A 13,476-nucleotide genomic window follows, 5' to 3' on the forward strand; every position below is an offset into this window, starting at 1 on the left:
GTCACGCCGCCGCGGCGCCCGGCCAGGCCGGGGCCGGGATGCCGACCGGCTGGACCAGCCAGCCGAAGGCGCCCAGGCCGGCGCGGTCCATGAGTTCCGCCGCCTCACCGGCCGCGGACAGGGCCCGTACGTAGGCCACCGGGTCCGCCCCGGCCAGCGCCAGCGGAGGCCGGCCGCCCGAGACGCCGAGCGCCGCCAGCGCCTCGCGCTGGGTCAGCAGGACCGACCCCGGCCCCGCGCAGGAGTCCAGGGCCACGTGGGCGGTGACATCGCAGGTACCGTCCGGGACCGGCGGGACCTCCCGGCCCCCGCGGAACCCCGTCAGGGTGCCGTACGGGGGCCGCGCGCCCCGGGTGTGGGCGTAGTCCACCGCCACCGCCAGGCCCCGCTCCAGCGTCCCGGCGGCCGCCGCCCAGGCCTCGTCGCGGGCCCGGCCGATCTCGACGCGACCACCATCGGGCCACCACCGCTCCAGCCAGGTCCGGTCCGCGTCGTCCAGCGGGCCGCCGACGCTCTCCGTGCCGTCCGGGGCGACCAGCACGTAGTGCCCGTCCTCGGCGATCTCCAGCGGCACGTTGTCCAGCCACTCGTTGGCGAGGAGCAGCCCCGTCGTCCCCCCGGGCGGCGCCGCGACCCAGCGGATCCGCGGGTCGAGCCCAGCCGGCCGCTCCGCCCGTTCCACGGCGTACGGGCGCACCCGCGCCGCTGTCCCAAGATCCAGCGCGGCCAGCACCCCGGCCAGCAGCTCCCCCCGCCCGGCCCCGACGTCGACCAGGTCCAGCTCCGCCGGGTGCCCGAGCTCGGCGTCCACCCACCGCAGCAGCCGGGCCACGGCGGCGGCGTACAGCGCGGAGGCGTGCACGGAGGTACGGAAGTGTCCGGCGGGTCCCGGCCCGCCCGGGCGCACGTAGAAGCCGCCGGGCCCGTACAGCGCGGCCTCCATCGCATCGCGCCACCGGACCGCGGTCACGCCTTCACCCTGAGAGCTCACCGGACAAAGGCTATGCTTCCGTCCACCCATGGGAGTACGCGCCGGGGGTCAGGTTCGCACCTCTGGTTGACTCCAGCACCTATCCGCGTTCCCTACTCTGGGTTACGTGCAGCGCCTCTACGACTTCCTCCGCAGACACCCGACGGGCGTCGACAGCTTCTGGGCTGTCCTCCTCTTCGGGGTCGGAATGCTGCAGGTCGCCGACGAGAGTTACCACAGCACCACCGCACGGCTGCTCGCCGTCCCCGCGGTGGTCGCGATGGGTCTCGTGGTGGCCCTGCGCCGCAAGTGGACCGTGCCGATGTTCTGGCTCGCGGTCGGCACCGGCGCCTACAAAATGATCACGCACACCGAGGTCAACACCGCCGACCTGGCGATGCTGATCATCCTGTTCACGGTCGCGGCCTCCGCCGACATCTCGCGCCGGATGTCCCGTACCGCGTTCGCCATCGGATGCCTCGCCTCCCCCCTGTACGCCGTGCGCTTCGCGGTGGACCAGGGCAACCTGCGCGACAACTTCCTCTTCATGCTCTTCGCGATCGTCCCGTTCGCCCTCGCCTGGGTGCTGGGCGACTCCCTGCGCACCCGCCGGGCCTACTACGCCCAGCTCGTCGAGCGGAACCAGCGCCTGGAGAACCAGCGCGAGGCCCAGGCCAAGGTGGCCGTGGCCGCCGAGCGTGCCCGGATCGCCCGCGAGCTGCACGACGTCGTCGCGCACAACGTCTCGGTGATGGTGGTCCAGGCGGACGGCGCGGCCTACGTCATGGACGCGGCTCCCGAACAGGCCAAGGAAGCCCTCCAGACCATCTCCGGGACCGGCCGCCAGGCGCTGGCCGAGATGCGGCGGCTGCTGGGCGTCCTGCGCACCGGCGAGCCCCAGGAGTCCGAGGACTACGTGCCGCAGCCGGACGTCGAGCAGATCGAGGTCCTGGTCGAGCAGGTACGGGCGGCGGGGCTCTCGGTGGACTTCGAGGTGGAGGGCGCCCCGCGCCGGCTGCCCAGCGGCGTCGAGCTGACGGCGTACCGGATCGTGCAGGAGGCACTGACCAACACCCGCAAGCACGGCGGCCCCGACGCCAAGGCCAGCGTCCGGCTGGTCTACTTCGACGACGGGCTCGGCCTGCTGGTCGAGGACGACGGCCGGGGGGCGGCCCACGAGCTGTACGAGGACGGCGGCGCGGACGGCGCCGGGCACGGGCTGATCGGCATGCGCGAGCGGATCGGTATGGTCGGCGGAACCCTGGACGCGGGGCCTCGGCCCGGTGGCGGATTCCGGATCAGCGCACTGCTTCCCCTGAAGAAGAGATGACGAGGACGAGGTAACTGATGTCCATCCGCGTGATGCTGGTCGACGACCAGGTGCTGCTGCGCACCGGCTTCCGTATGGTGCTCGCCGCCCAGCCGGACATGGAGGTCGTCGCCGAGGCGGGCGACGGCCTGGAGGCGCTGGAGGTGCTGCGGGCCACGAAGGTGGACGTGGTGCTGATGGACGTCCGCATGCCCAGGCTCGACGGGGTGGAGGCGACACGGCGGATCTGCGAGCCGGAGGAACACCCGAAGGTGATCATCCTGACCACCTTCGACCTGGACGAGTACGCCTTCTCGGGCCTGAAGGCGGGCGCGAGCGGGTTCATGCTGAAGGACGTCCCGCCGGGCGAGCTGCTCGCGGCCATCCGCTCGGTGCACAGCGGGGACGCGGTGGTGGCCCCGTCCACGACGCGGCGCCTGCTGGACCGCTTCGCGCCGATGCTGCCGACGACCACCGAGGAGCCGCGGAACAAGGAGATCGAGCGGCTGACGGAGCGCGAGCGCGAGGTCATGCTGCTGGTGGCGCAGGGCCTGTCGAACGGCGAGATCGCGGCCCGGCTGGTCCTGTCGGAGGCGACGGTCAAGACCCACGTGGGCCGGATCCTGACCAAGCTCGGGCTGCGCGACCGGGTCCAGGTCGTGGTCCTGGCGTACGAGACGGGCCTGGTCCGCGCGGGCGGCGGAGCCGGCTAGCCGCACCCGCGCCGCCGCCCGCCCCGCCCGCCCTGCTCCGCCTGCTCCGCCTTACTGCGTCCCGGCTGCCGCCCCCGGGTCCGAAGCCGTCATCCAGCGGTCCGGCCGGGCCGAGGCCCGGGAGGTGCGGGAGCGGGCGGCCTGGGCGTGCAGCAGGGTCGCGGCCTCCGCCTCCGGGCGGAGCCGGGCCGTGGCCGTGCAGTTCGCGCCGGTGTCCACGTGGACGTCGGCGACGCCGCGGGCCCGGGCCCAGGGGCCCTGCGTGAGGCGGACGCTCTGCACCTTGGCGTGCGGGACGACGTCCGTACGCAGGCACAGGCGGCCGTGCCGGGCGGCGAACACCTCCGGGGAGAGCGCGAGCGCGTACCCCTTCCACCACACCGGGACCACCCAGCGGGATCCCGTCCGCGGGGAGCCCGAGTAGGACAGGGCCGCCAGGTCCACGCCGGGCAGCACCCGGGCGATCATGGCGAAGGCGGCGTCCTTCGCGGCCACGGGGATCAGGACCGTGTTGTTCGAGCCCGCCACCTTCAGCTCCACCCGGACCAGGCCGCGCCGGCGCCACAGCAGCGGCTCCACGATCCGTACGCACTGCACGCGGCCCGGCGGCACGGTCTCGTGGGCGCGGTCCAGCAGTCCGTGGTCCAGGCGCAGCCCGTCCGGGGACTCGGCGACCCGCCAGTCGTACTCGGTGAGGAAGCGGCCGGCGGTGCCCGCCCAGACGGCGCCGAGCATCGGGAGCACGGTGACCAGGGCCGCCCACGGGCTGGAGCTGAGCCACCACACGACGGCCGGCACGGTCAGCCCGGGGACCAGCAGGGCCCAGACGCCGAGGTTGAGCAGCAGCGAGACGACGATCTCGCGCGGGGTCACGCGCAGCAGTTCGCGTTCGGGGGCCTCGCCCAGGCTCACGGCCTCCTCGGGGGCGAAGCCGGCCGCGCGGGCGAGGAGCTCGGCGCGCAGGGCGACGGCCTCCTTCTCGCCGAGGAAGGCCAGCTGGTCCTTCTCCTCGGTGCCGATGACGTCGAGCCGCAGGCTCGCGACGCCGGTCAGCCGGGCCAGGAGGGGGCGGGTGACGTCCACGGCCTGGAGCCGGTCGAGGCGGATGTGCGCGGTGCGTCGGAAGAGGAGCCCGCTGCGGATGCGCAGTTCGGTGTCGGTGATGGCGTAGTGGGTGAACCACCAGCTCAGGAATCCGTAGGCGCCGAAGACCATGATCAGGCCCGCCACCGCGGCCACCCGCAGGAGGGCGGGCAGGTCGGCCACCCATCGCCCGGCCTGGTCGCCCTGCTGGGCGAGCACGCCGACGGTCGCGGCGATCGGCACCCAGGCGCGGCGCAGCGGGGTGAAGGGGTGCAGCCGACGCTCCCCCGGGCCGCTTGCGGAGGGCGGCTCGGCGGCGGACACGGCGGCTGCGGGCCGCTGGTCGGCGGGCCCGCCGACAGCGGGAGCGGGGGCGTGTTCGGGCCCGCCTGCTGCGGGAGCGGGCTCGCCTGCAGCGGGCGCGGGAGCGGGCTCGCCTGCAGCCGGCGCGGGAGCGGGCTCGCCTGCAGCCGGCGCGGGAGCGGGCTCGCCTGCAGCCGGCGCGGGAGCGGGCTCGCCTGCAGCCGGCGCGGGAGCGGGTTCGGCGGCGGGCTTCGCGCGCACGGGCTCGTCCGCCGCCGACGGCTCGGGGGCGGTCTGCGCGTCGCGTGCCTCGGGGCGGGGGTCCGAGCCCTGCGGACCGGGGGTCACAGGCCCGCCGACCTTGCCTCGCCGAGGGCGGTGAGCCGGTCGCGCAGCCGCTCCGCCTCGGCCGGCAGCAGCCCGGGGATCTTGGCGTCGGTGGCCGCCGCGGCCGTGTGCAGTTGTACGGAGGCCAGGCCGAAGCGGCGCTCCAGCGGGCCGGAGGTGACCTCGACCAGTTGCATCCGCCCGTACGGCACCACGGTCTCCTCCCGCCACAGCACACCCCGGCTGATCAGCAGGTCGTCCGCGCGCTCGGCGTAGCGCCAGGACCGCCAGTTCCGGCCGAGGAGCACCCAGCCCCAGGCCAGGACCGCGAGCCAGATCGCCCCGAGGGCCGCCCACGCCGGGCCGAGCGTCAGCCCCGGCACGACGGCGGTCACGACGGCGAGCAGCACCGTCCATATCAGCAGCAGCGTCCGGCGCAGTGCGAGCAGCCCGCCGGGCAGCCCGACCCACGCGGGGCCGTCCGTCTCACCCATTGTCCCCGTTTCCATGCGCCCACCCTAGGGCTGAGACAATGCCCGCATGACGGAGACCACGGTCGGTATCGGCGGAGCGGCGGAGAGCACCGACATGGTGCTCAACATCGGCCCCCAGCACCCCTCCACGCACGGCGTGCTGCGCCTGCGCCTCGTCCTGGACGGCGAGCGGATCGTCAGCGCCGAACCGGTGGTCGGCTACATGCACCGTGGCGCCGAGAAGCTCTTCGAGGCCCGCGACTACCGGCAGATCGTCATGCTCGCGAACCGCCACGACTGGCTGTCCGCTTTCTCGAACGAGCTGGGCGTGGTCATGGCCGTCGAGCGGATGCTCGGCATGGAGGTCCCCGAGCGGGCCGTGTGGATGCGCACGCTGCTGGCCGAGCTGAACCGGGTGCTGAACCACCTGATGTTCCTCGGCTCGTACCCCCTCGAACTGGGCGGTATCACCCCGATCTTCCACGCGTTCCGTGAGCGCGAGGAACTGCAGGCCGTGATGGAGGAGATCTCCGGCGGCCGGATGCACTACATGTTCAACCGGGTCGGCGGCCTCAAGGAGGACCTCCCGGCCGGCTGGCTCGGCCGGGCCCGCGCCGCGATCGCCGACGTCCGGACCCGGATGGACGTCTACGACAAGCTGGTCCACGGGAACGAGATCTTCCGCGCCCGTACGCGCGGGGTCGGCGTCCTGTCCGCCGAGGCGGTGCACGCGTACGGGGTCTCCGGCCCGATCGCCCGCGCCTCCGGCGTCGACTTCGACCTGCGGCGCGACGAGCCGTACCTGGCCTACGGGGAGCTCCAGGACGTCCTGCAGGTGGTCACCCGTACCGAGGGCGACTGCCTGGCCCGCTTCGAGTGCCTGCTGGACCAGACCCACAACGCGCTCGACCTGGCCGTGGCCTGTCTGGACCGGATGGACGACCTGCCGCCCGGGCCGATCAACCAGCGGCTGCCCAAGGTCCTGAAGGCACCGGAGGGGCACACCTACGCCTGGACCGAGAACCCGCTCGGCATCAACGGCTACTACCTCGTCTCCAAGGGCGAGAAGACCCCGTACCGACTGAAGCTGCGCAGCGCCTCGTACAACAACATCCAGGCCCTGGCGGTGCTGCTGCCGGGGCAGTTGGTCGCCGACATGGTGGCGATCCTGGGCTCGCTCTTCTTCGTGGTCGGCGACATCGACAAATAGTTCCTCCCCCGGCCCCACGCCGGGAGATGTCGGATCTAGGGTAGGTCCATGATCATCTCTGGCATATACGCCGCGTACCTGGGGCGGATCGGCATTACCGAACCCGGATCCCCCTCCGTCGAAGGGCTGTTCGCGCTCACGCGGGCCCATCTGGAGCGGATCCCGTTCGAGAACACCGAGATCCAGCTGGGCCGGCCGCCGGGCATCGACCCCGAGCTGTCCGTGCGCCGCATCGGCGCCGGGCGCGGTGGCTACTGCTTCCACCTCAACGGCGCCTTCGCGGCGCTCCTGGAGCACCTCGGGTACGACGTGACCCGGCACTTCGGGGGCATGAGCGCGGACGCGGACTCCCAGGAGGTGAGCGGCGACCACCTCACCCTGACCGTACGGATCGACGGGGAGACCTACTTCGTGGACGTCGGCCTGGGCGACGGCCCGCCCGAGCCGCTGCCCCTGCGCGAGGGCCGCTACGAACGCGGCTTCCGGTACGGTCTGCGGCCGCTCGGGAGCACGGACGCGCCCGACACCGGCTGGACCTTCCTCAACGAGGACTCGCCCTTCCCGGCGATGAACTTCCGCTCGGCCCCCGCGACCATGGCCGACTTCGAGGCCGAGCACCTGCGGCTGTCCACCGCCGAGGACTCCCCCTTCCTGCAGTCCTTCTTCATGCTGCGGCGCAACGCCGGGGTCATGAACCGCCTGCACGGCAGGATCCTGCTGACCCTCGACCCGCAGGGCGGGCGCGACAAGCGGGAACTGGCTTCCTCGGAGGAGCTCTTCGAGGTCATGGCCACGGTCTTCGGACGGGAGCTCGACGACCTGACCCCCGCGGACCGGACGGCGCTGTGGGACCGGGTGCAGCGGGCGCACGAGGCATGGCTCGCCGCCCAGCAGAGCTGATGTCGGTACGGCAGGGCACACTGGGCGGCATGTCCCACTCTCCCCGCCGGGCCTGCCCCTCCTGCGGCCGCGACTGCGCCGTCACCGCCGGCCGGATCGCCCGCCACGATCCGCCCTCCGGGCGGGAGCGTGGCGACCTGGTGTCCTGTCCCGGGTCCCGGGCCCGGGTGGTGCTCGGCGCCTCCGCGCCGACCCTGGACGGCTTCGTGCTGTCCGAACACCCCGGACAACTCCCGCTGTTCTGAGAGCGCTAGGAGATGGCGGTGCGCAGCCGCGCCACGTCGATCGGCTCGGTCTCGTCGTGGGCCGTCAGGTCGATGACCTGGCCCACCGCGCGGGTCTCCTCGGTCGCCGGCTTGAACTCCGGCTCGACGACGGCCTGGGCTGACTCGGCCTTGTGCACCGCGAGGGCCTCCGCGCCGACCACGTCGGCCAGGTCCTCGTTCTGCACCGCCTCGATCACCGCGCGGGCCTGTGCCGCGTTCTTGGTGCCGAAGAAGTCGAAGCCTCCCTCGACGCGCGAGGCCGTACGCCGCTGGGCCGCGTACGGGGCCACCGCGGCCGCCGGGCGACGCGCGGGAAGCGAAGAGGCCGCGGGAGCGGCAGCGTGGCCACGGCCGGGGCCGGGCTCCGGGGCCGACGGCCCCGCGGGCAGCGCCCGCGCCGCCTGCCGCCGGCGGGCCAGCGCCTCCAGGGCCGAGTGGGCCCGGGCGTAGCCGACCGCGGTGGGCGCGCCCGCCGAGGTGCGCTCCTCGGTGACGGCCGGAAGTTCCTTCGGTGCGCCGACCGGCGCCGCGGAAGCCTCGATGGCCAGCAGTCGGCGGCCCTCCAGGGCGCTGGCGCGCTCGGTCTCGGCGGTCGCGTACCGGCGCAGCAGCGCCGCGTGCTCGCCGCGCAGACCCGCCAGTTCGACCCGCTTGGCGCGCAGCTTCGCGTCGAGCCTGGCCCGCAGCATCCGGGCCTCCTCCAGGTCGGATTCGAGCTCGGCTATCCGCTCGTCGGTCCGCCACTCGTCCTTGACCCGCTCGCACGCGAGTTCGGCGACGCGGCGGCCCGCCGAGCGGTCCCAGGCGCGCAGGACGACGGCGCCGGCGACCCCGGCGGCCGCGGTGACGGCCACGAGGAGCCGCAGCGCCATCGGTTCCGCCAGGAGCCAGGCCAAGCCTGCGCCGACGACGGATACACCGGCCACGGTCGTCGGCGTGAGCAGCCGGTGCAGGGGTTCGGGATTGCGGTGGCGTCCACGGGGCATGGCCCGAAATTTACAGTGCATGGAGGTCGAGTGGGATACCCGCCCGGCAAACTCTTCCCGGGCAGTTGAGCCCTTTTTCCCCGTCGACCCCGTGCGCGCTACTTCTTCAGCAGTCCCTTGGACTCCAGGTAGGCCTTCGCGACGTCGGCCGGCTTGGCGCGCTCGGCGTCCACCTTGCGGTTCAGAGCGACCAGATCGGCCGTCGTGAGCGCCTTGGTCAACTTGTCGAGCGCGGCCGCGACCTCCGGGGTTCCGGCGTCCTTGGCGTTGACCACCGGCAGGACGTTGTCGGCGTTCTGGAGCTTCTTGTCGTCCTCCAGCAGGACCAGTCCGTAGCTGTCGAGGGTGGCGTCCGTGGTGGTGGTGAGCACCAGCTGGTCGGCGCCGTCCTTGACCGCCTGCTTGGCCTGCGGGGTGCCGACGCCCTTCGGGTCGATACCAGAAACTTGAATTCCGTACGTCTTGGTCAGCCCCGGTGCGCAGAAGGGGCGGACGTTGCATTCGTCGCCCGCCGCGATCTTCACCTGAAGTCCGGACTTACCAAGATCGGAAAGCGTCTTCAGGTTGTTCTTCCGGGCGAATTCCTCGGTCACGGCGAATGCGTTCTGGTCGACCGCCTCGCCGGCTGCGAGCGCCTTCAGGCCGAGCGGGGCCGCGAGCTTCTCCAGGCCCGCCACCGTCGCCGCGACGTCGCTGGAGGCGACCGGCTTCTCCTCGGGCGCCTTCGAGCCGTTGACCTTGGCGTTGAGGAACTCCGCGAGGGTGGCCGCGTACTCCGGGACGACGTCGATCTCGCCCTTCTCCAGCGAGGGCTCGTACAGCTCACGGTTGTTGACCGTCTTGATCGAGGTGCTGTAGCCCGCGTCCTTGAGGACCTGCGCGTACAGCTCGGCCAGCACGTTCGACTCGGTGAACCCGGCCGCGCCGATCACCAGGCTGCCCTTGCCGGCGCCCGCGGCCCCGGAGGAGTCGGCGGCCGAGCCGCCGTCCTTGCTCTTCTCCAGGCTGTCGCCGCCGCACGCGGCCAGCGACACCGTCAGGGCCAGGGCGCCCAGGGACGCGCCGAGGACGCGCGTGGTCTTGGTCATGGAGGTACTCCGTTCGAGGCGATGGACAGGAATCAGCGGGACGCCGCGGCCCGCGGCAGCAGCAGCCGGTCCGCCACCACCAGCGCGCCCTCCACCAGCAGGGCGAGCGCGGCCACCAGCAGGGCGCCCGCGACGACCTGCGGGGTGTTGTACGTGTTGAAGCCGGCGGTGATGATCCGGCCGAGGCCGCCCTGGCCGACCATGGCGGCGATGGTGGCCGTGGCGATGACCTGGACGGCGCCCGAGCGCAGTCCGGTCATCACCATGGCGCGCGCGAGCGGTAGTTCGACCCGCAGGAAGAGCTGGATTCCGGACATGCCCATGCCGCGGGCGGCCTCCACCACCGAGCGGTCCACCTCGCGCATGCCGACATAGGCGTTGGTCAGCAGCGGCGGGATCGCGAAGAGCACGAGCGCGGCGATGGTGGGCAGGTAGCCGGTGTTGCGCAGCGGGGAGACCATGAAGAGGGCGAGCACCGCGAAGACGGGTACGGCCCGGCCGATGTTGGAGATGTTGATCGCGAGGGTGCCGCCCTTGCCGAGGTGGCCGAGGAAAAGTCCGATCGGCAGCGCCACCGCGCAGGCGATCGCGAGCGCGACCGCGCTGACGTAGACGTGCTCGCCGAGCCGGTGCCACACCCCGCTCTCCCCGGACCAGTTGGCGCCGTTCGCCAGCCAGTCCCAGGCCCCTCCGATGACGCCTCCCACGCGCTCAGGCCCCCTTCGCCGGAGCGGAGGCCGATGCCGGCTCCGCGCCCGAAACCGAGGTCGCGGCCGGGGTCGCGGTCGACGTCGTCGCCCGGGTCACGGACCGGCCCCCGGCACCTGCCCGGGTCCACGGGGTGAGCAGCCGCTGTACGCCGAGCAGCAGCAGGTCGGCCACGAGCGCGAGCAGCACGCACAGCACCGAGGCGGTGAGTACCTGGGCCTTGAAGGAACTGTTCACGGCCGGGGCGATGAGGTTGCCGAGGCCGCCCTTGCCGACGATGGACCCGACCGTGGTCAGCGCGACCGTCGAGACGGTGGCGATCCGTACGCCGGCGAGCAGCGCGGGCAGCGCCAGCGGCAGTTCGACCTGCCACAGCAGGCGCCCGGGGCCGTATCCCATGCCGCGCGCCGCCTCCCGTACCTCCTCGGGGACGGCCTCCAGGCCGGCCAGGACGTTGCGGACCAGGATCGTCAGCGAATACAGCACCAGTCCGGTGACCACCAGGGCGGCCGAGAGTCCGAAGACGGGCAGCAGCAGGGAGAACATGGCGAGCGAGGGGATCGTGTAGAGCAGGGTGGTCAGGCCCAGGACGGGCGCCGCCCAACGGCGGCCGCGGCGGGCCAGCAGGGCGAGCGGCACGGACACGGCGATGCCGATCAGGACCGACACGCCCGTGAGCCAGATGTGCTCGACGGTGGCGTCGGTCAGTTCCTGGGAGCGGGAGGTGACGTAGTCCCAGCAGATCCAGTCGTTCGCCACCAGGCAGTTCGGTGCCGTCACACCCCTCACCCCCCGTCATTCGAACGCACGTCTTCACACTCACCCGATACAGCGACCCTAACCCCCACCACCCTCAAGGGACGGAATCCTTCGCATCGAGGCAACACGCCCTTCACAAATCAGCGGCCGGCGTGCGGAAAGATGGGCTTGTGATCCGATTCGAGCATGTGACCAAGCGCTACCCCGACGGGACGACAGCCGTCGAGGACCTGTCCTTCGAGGTGGCGGAAGGTGAGCTGGTCACGCTCGTGGGCCCGTCCGGCTGCGGCAAGACGACCACGATGAAGATGGTCAACCGGCTGATCGACCCGACCTCCGGCCGGATCCTGCTGAACGGCGAGGACATAGCGGCCGCCGATCCGGTCGAGCTGCGCCGCCGGATCGGGTACGTCATCCAGCAGGTCGGGCTGTTCCCGCACAAGACGGTGCTGGAGAACACGGCGACCGTGCCGCAACTGATCGGCACCCCCAAGGCGAAGGCCCGCGCCCGGGCGGCCGAACTCCTCGAACTGGTCGGCCTGGACCCGGCCGTGTACGGGGGCCGGTACCCGGAGCAGCTGTCCGGCGGCCAGCGCCAGCGCGTCGGCGTGGCCCGCGCGCTCGCCGCCGATCCGCCGGTGCTGCTGATGGACGAGCCCTTCGGCGCGGTGGACCCGGTGGTGCGCGAACGCCTCCAGAACGAGTTCCTGGACCTGCAGAGGACGGTGCGCAAGACGATCCTGCTGGTCACCCACGACCTGGAGGAGGCGATCCGGCTCGGCGACCGCATCGCGGTCTACGGCACGGGCACCATCGAGCAGTTCGCCCGCCCGGCGGCGGTCCTCGGGGCTCCCGCCACCGCGTACGTGGCCTCCTTCGTCGGCGCCGACCGGGGGCTCAAGCGGCTCGCGGTCACCGCGGTCGAGGCGGCCGACCTGGCAAAGACGGACGGGCAGGCCCCGGCGGCCTCGGTGGAGCTGGGGGCGACGCTGCGCGAGGCCCTCGCCGTCCTGCTGCAGCAGGACTCGGGGCGGATCGGGGTCACGGACCCGCGATCCGGCGCGCTGGTCGGCGTACTGACCCCGGAGGGCGTCCACCGGGCACTGCGCCGGGCCCAACCGCAGGGGGCCTGACCCCCCGAACGACCGTGACCGGCCCCGTAGGGCCGGTCACAGGTACGTCGGCGCCGGAAGCCGGCGGGCGGGGCGTCCGTCGGACGGCGGGTCAGGCCTGGATACGGCCGCTCATCCACATCAGCATCGGCGGGATCTCACGTCGCCAGGTGTTGAAGTTGTGGCCACCGCTGTCGAGGATGATGGAGGAGACCCGGTCCGGGCCCTGCACCTTCTTGATGAACTTCCTGGTGTCGGCGAGGTTCGGCTCGCCCTTCTCGCTGCTGGTCACGAGGAAGGACGTACCGGTCGGCTTCTTGTGCTCGATGCTGTGCAGCACGTCCGCGCGCTTCTTCAGCTTCTCGTCCCCGTGGAACAGGTCACCGGTCGTCGGGTCGTCCGGCGCCTCGTAGTACGCGGACAGGCCCGCGGCGGCGCCGAAGGTCTGCGGGTAGTGCGCGGCGATCTTCAGGGCGCAGTAACCACCCGTGGAGTTACCGATGAAGCCCATGTTCTCGGGCTTCTTGCCGACCCGGAAGGTCGCCTGGATGGCCTGCGGGAGGTCCTCGCCGAAGAAGGTCTCGGTCTGCGGGCCGCCGGGTATGTCGACGCACTCGGTGTCCCGCGGCGGCGCCACGGTCGGGCGCAGCATGACCAGGATCATCGGCTTCATCTTGCCCGACTTGGACAGGCTGAAGGCCTTCATCGGGTAGTCGAGCCCTTTGATGAGGTTCTCGGCGGTGCCCGGGTAGCCCGTCAGGACGATGGACGCGGGGAAGTTCTGGTCCTTGTGCTGGGGCTGGAAGTACTCGGGCGGGAGCCACACGTAGCCGGGGCTCGTTATCTTCGACTTCTGCCCGGTTATGGCAACCTTCAGGATCTGACCACCGACCTGGGGCTTGGCGCCACCGGGTACGTCCAGCTTCTGCTTGTCGACGACCTTGATGTCCTTGCTGCTCATCGAGTGGTCGACGACCTTGCCCATGGACGTCTCCTGGCCGAGCAGGTCGGCCCAGGAACCGTAGAAGAGGAACGACTTGTTAGCCGCCAGCCCCACAGCCGAGAACAGCGCCAACTGGGTCGCCAGCAGCAGCCCGATACGGCCGGCGAACGCGCGCCAGGTGCGGCCCGAGAGCTTCGGCCAGAACCACACCGTGGCCGCGAAGAGCAGCACACCGGCGATGATGGCCAGCGCCAGAACCGTATTACTGGTGAGACCCATGAGCAGTCAGTCGACTTTCTGGTGGCAGGACTGTTTTTTTCCGACGA

General features: G+C 72.2%; 14 protein-coding genes. 6 read left to right on the forward strand and 8 right to left on the reverse strand.

All coding sequences use genetic code 11. The features are described from left to right. Window position 1: 1 nt before the first annotated feature. Complete coding sequence (locus tag BCL76_RS08765; protein WP_258309544.1) at window positions 2-943, reverse strand: SAM-dependent methyltransferase; 942 nt, start codon at window positions 941-943, stop codon at window positions 2-4. A gap of 154 nt (window positions 944-1,097) precedes the next feature. Here BCL76_RS08765 and BCL76_RS08770 point away from each other — a divergent pair, with 154 nt between their 5' ends. Both BCL76_RS08770 and BCL76_RS08775 read left to right on the forward strand, forming a co-directional pair. Then, window positions 1,098-2,300 carry a sensor histidine kinase gene (locus tag BCL76_RS08770; RefSeq protein WP_109778956.1) on the forward strand — a complete coding sequence of 401 codons (1,203 nt, stop codon included), beginning with the start codon at window positions 1,098-1,100 and terminating at the stop codon, window positions 2,298-2,300. A gap of 17 nt (window positions 2,301-2,317) precedes the next feature. After that, the gene (locus BCL76_RS08775; protein ID WP_030756207.1) at window positions 2,318-2,992 is read left to right on the forward strand and encodes a response regulator; all 675 of its coding nucleotides are present in this window, start codon (window positions 2,318-2,320) and stop codon (window positions 2,990-2,992) included. Window positions 2,993-3,043: 51 nt separating this feature from the next. Here BCL76_RS08775 and BCL76_RS08780 read toward each other — a convergent pair whose 3' ends face one another. Continuing rightward, a complete protein-coding gene (locus BCL76_RS08780) occupies window positions 3,044-4,399 on the reverse strand; it encodes a PH domain-containing protein (protein WP_109778957.1) in 1,356 nt (451 codons plus the stop codon). A 323-nt stretch (window positions 4,400-4,722) separates the two neighbouring features. Beyond that, the gene (locus BCL76_RS08785; RefSeq protein ID WP_109778958.1) at window positions 4,723-5,214 is read right to left on the reverse strand and encodes a PH domain-containing protein; all 492 of its coding nucleotides are present in this window, start codon (window positions 5,212-5,214) and stop codon (window positions 4,723-4,725) included. Window positions 5,215-5,245: 31 nt separating this feature from the next. On the opposite strand from BCL76_RS08785, the gene BCL76_RS08790 reads away from it, so the two are divergent. The 3 genes from BCL76_RS08790 to BCL76_RS08800 are packed head-to-tail and all read left to right on the forward strand — an operon-like array spanning window position 5,246 to window position 7,533. Then, window positions 5,246-6,388 (forward strand): NADH-quinone oxidoreductase subunit D, encoded by a 1,143-nt coding sequence (locus BCL76_RS08790; RefSeq protein WP_109778959.1) that lies wholly within the window; start codon window positions 5,246-5,248, stop codon window positions 6,386-6,388. Between the two features lie 48 nt (window positions 6,389-6,436). Continuing rightward, window positions 6,437-7,288, forward strand: a complete 852-nt coding sequence (locus tag BCL76_RS08795; RefSeq protein WP_109778960.1) for an arylamine N-acetyltransferase family protein — start codon at window positions 6,437-6,439, stop codon at window positions 7,286-7,288. 29 nt (window positions 7,289-7,317) lie between these two features. Beyond that, window positions 7,318-7,533, forward strand: a complete 216-nt coding sequence (locus tag BCL76_RS08800) for a hypothetical protein (RefSeq protein ID WP_033219398.1) — start codon at window positions 7,318-7,320, stop codon at window positions 7,531-7,533. A gap of 5 nt (window positions 7,534-7,538) precedes the next feature. On the opposite strand, the gene BCL76_RS08805 is transcribed toward BCL76_RS08800, so the two are convergent. The 4 genes from BCL76_RS08805 to BCL76_RS08820 form a co-directional block, all read right to left on the reverse strand. Continuing rightward, entirely contained in the window at window positions 7,539-8,540 is a 1,002-nt protein-coding gene (locus BCL76_RS08805) for a hypothetical protein (protein WP_109778961.1), read from the reverse strand. 98 nt (window positions 8,541-8,638) lie between these two features. Next, complete coding sequence (locus BCL76_RS08810; RefSeq protein ID WP_109778962.1) at window positions 8,639-9,628, reverse strand: ABC transporter substrate-binding protein; 990 nt, start codon at window positions 9,626-9,628, stop codon at window positions 8,639-8,641. 32 nt (window positions 9,629-9,660) lie between these two features. Then, window positions 9,661-10,335 (reverse strand): ABC transporter permease, encoded by a 675-nt coding sequence (locus tag BCL76_RS08815; RefSeq protein WP_109778963.1) that lies wholly within the window; start codon window positions 10,333-10,335, stop codon window positions 9,661-9,663. 4 nt (window positions 10,336-10,339) lie between these two features. Beyond that, on the reverse strand, window positions 10,340-11,116 hold the full coding sequence (locus BCL76_RS08820) for an ABC transporter permease (protein ID WP_258309474.1): 777 nt from the start codon (window positions 11,114-11,116) through the stop codon (window positions 10,340-10,342). Window positions 11,117-11,265: 149 nt separating this feature from the next. Between BCL76_RS08820 and BCL76_RS08825 the strand changes: the two genes are divergently transcribed. Further along, window positions 11,266-12,228, forward strand: a complete 963-nt coding sequence (locus tag BCL76_RS08825; protein ID WP_109778964.1) for an ABC transporter ATP-binding protein — start codon at window positions 11,266-11,268, stop codon at window positions 12,226-12,228. Window positions 12,229-12,319: 91 nt separating this feature from the next. Here the strand turns inward: BCL76_RS08825 and BCL76_RS08830 are convergent, their stop codons facing one another. Beyond that, window positions 12,320-13,429 (reverse strand): alpha/beta hydrolase, encoded by a 1,110-nt coding sequence (locus BCL76_RS08830; RefSeq protein ID WP_109778965.1) that lies wholly within the window; start codon window positions 13,427-13,429, stop codon window positions 12,320-12,322. Window positions 13,430-13,476: the final 47 nt, after the last annotated feature.

This window comes from Streptomyces sp. CG 926, assembly GCF_003148825.1.
Taxonomy (GTDB): Bacteria; Actinomycetota; Actinomycetes; order Streptomycetales; family Streptomycetaceae; genus Streptomyces.

Coding starts and splice junctions, on each gene's coding strand:
- BCL76_RS08765 (WP_258309544.1), bottom strand. CDS start 943: ATGGAGGCCGCGCTGTACGGGCCCGGCGGCTTCTACGTGCGCCCGGGC.
- BCL76_RS08775 (WP_030756207.1), top strand. CDS start 2,318: ATGTCCATCCGCGTGATGCTGGTCGACGACCAGGTGCTGCTGCGCACC.
- BCL76_RS08785 (WP_109778958.1), bottom strand. CDS start 5,214: ATGGAAACGGGGACAATGGGTGAGACGGACGGCCCCGCGTGGGTCGGG.
- BCL76_RS08790 (WP_109778959.1), top strand. CDS start 5,246: ATGACGGAGACCACGGTCGGTATCGGCGGAGCGGCGGAGAGCACCGAC.
- BCL76_RS08795 (WP_109778960.1), top strand. CDS start 6,437: ATGATCATCTCTGGCATATACGCCGCGTACCTGGGGCGGATCGGCATT.
- BCL76_RS08800 (WP_033219398.1), top strand. CDS start 7,318: ATGTCCCACTCTCCCCGCCGGGCCTGCCCCTCCTGCGGCCGCGACTGC.
- BCL76_RS08805 (WP_109778961.1), bottom strand. CDS start 8,540: ATGCCCCGTGGACGCCACCGCAATCCCGAACCCCTGCACCGGCTGCTC.
- BCL76_RS08810 (WP_109778962.1), bottom strand. CDS start 9,628: ATGACCAAGACCACGCGCGTCCTCGGCGCGTCCCTGGGCGCCCTGGCC.
- BCL76_RS08830 (WP_109778965.1), bottom strand. CDS start 13,429: ATGGGTCTCACCAGTAATACGGTTCTGGCGCTGGCCATCATCGCCGGT.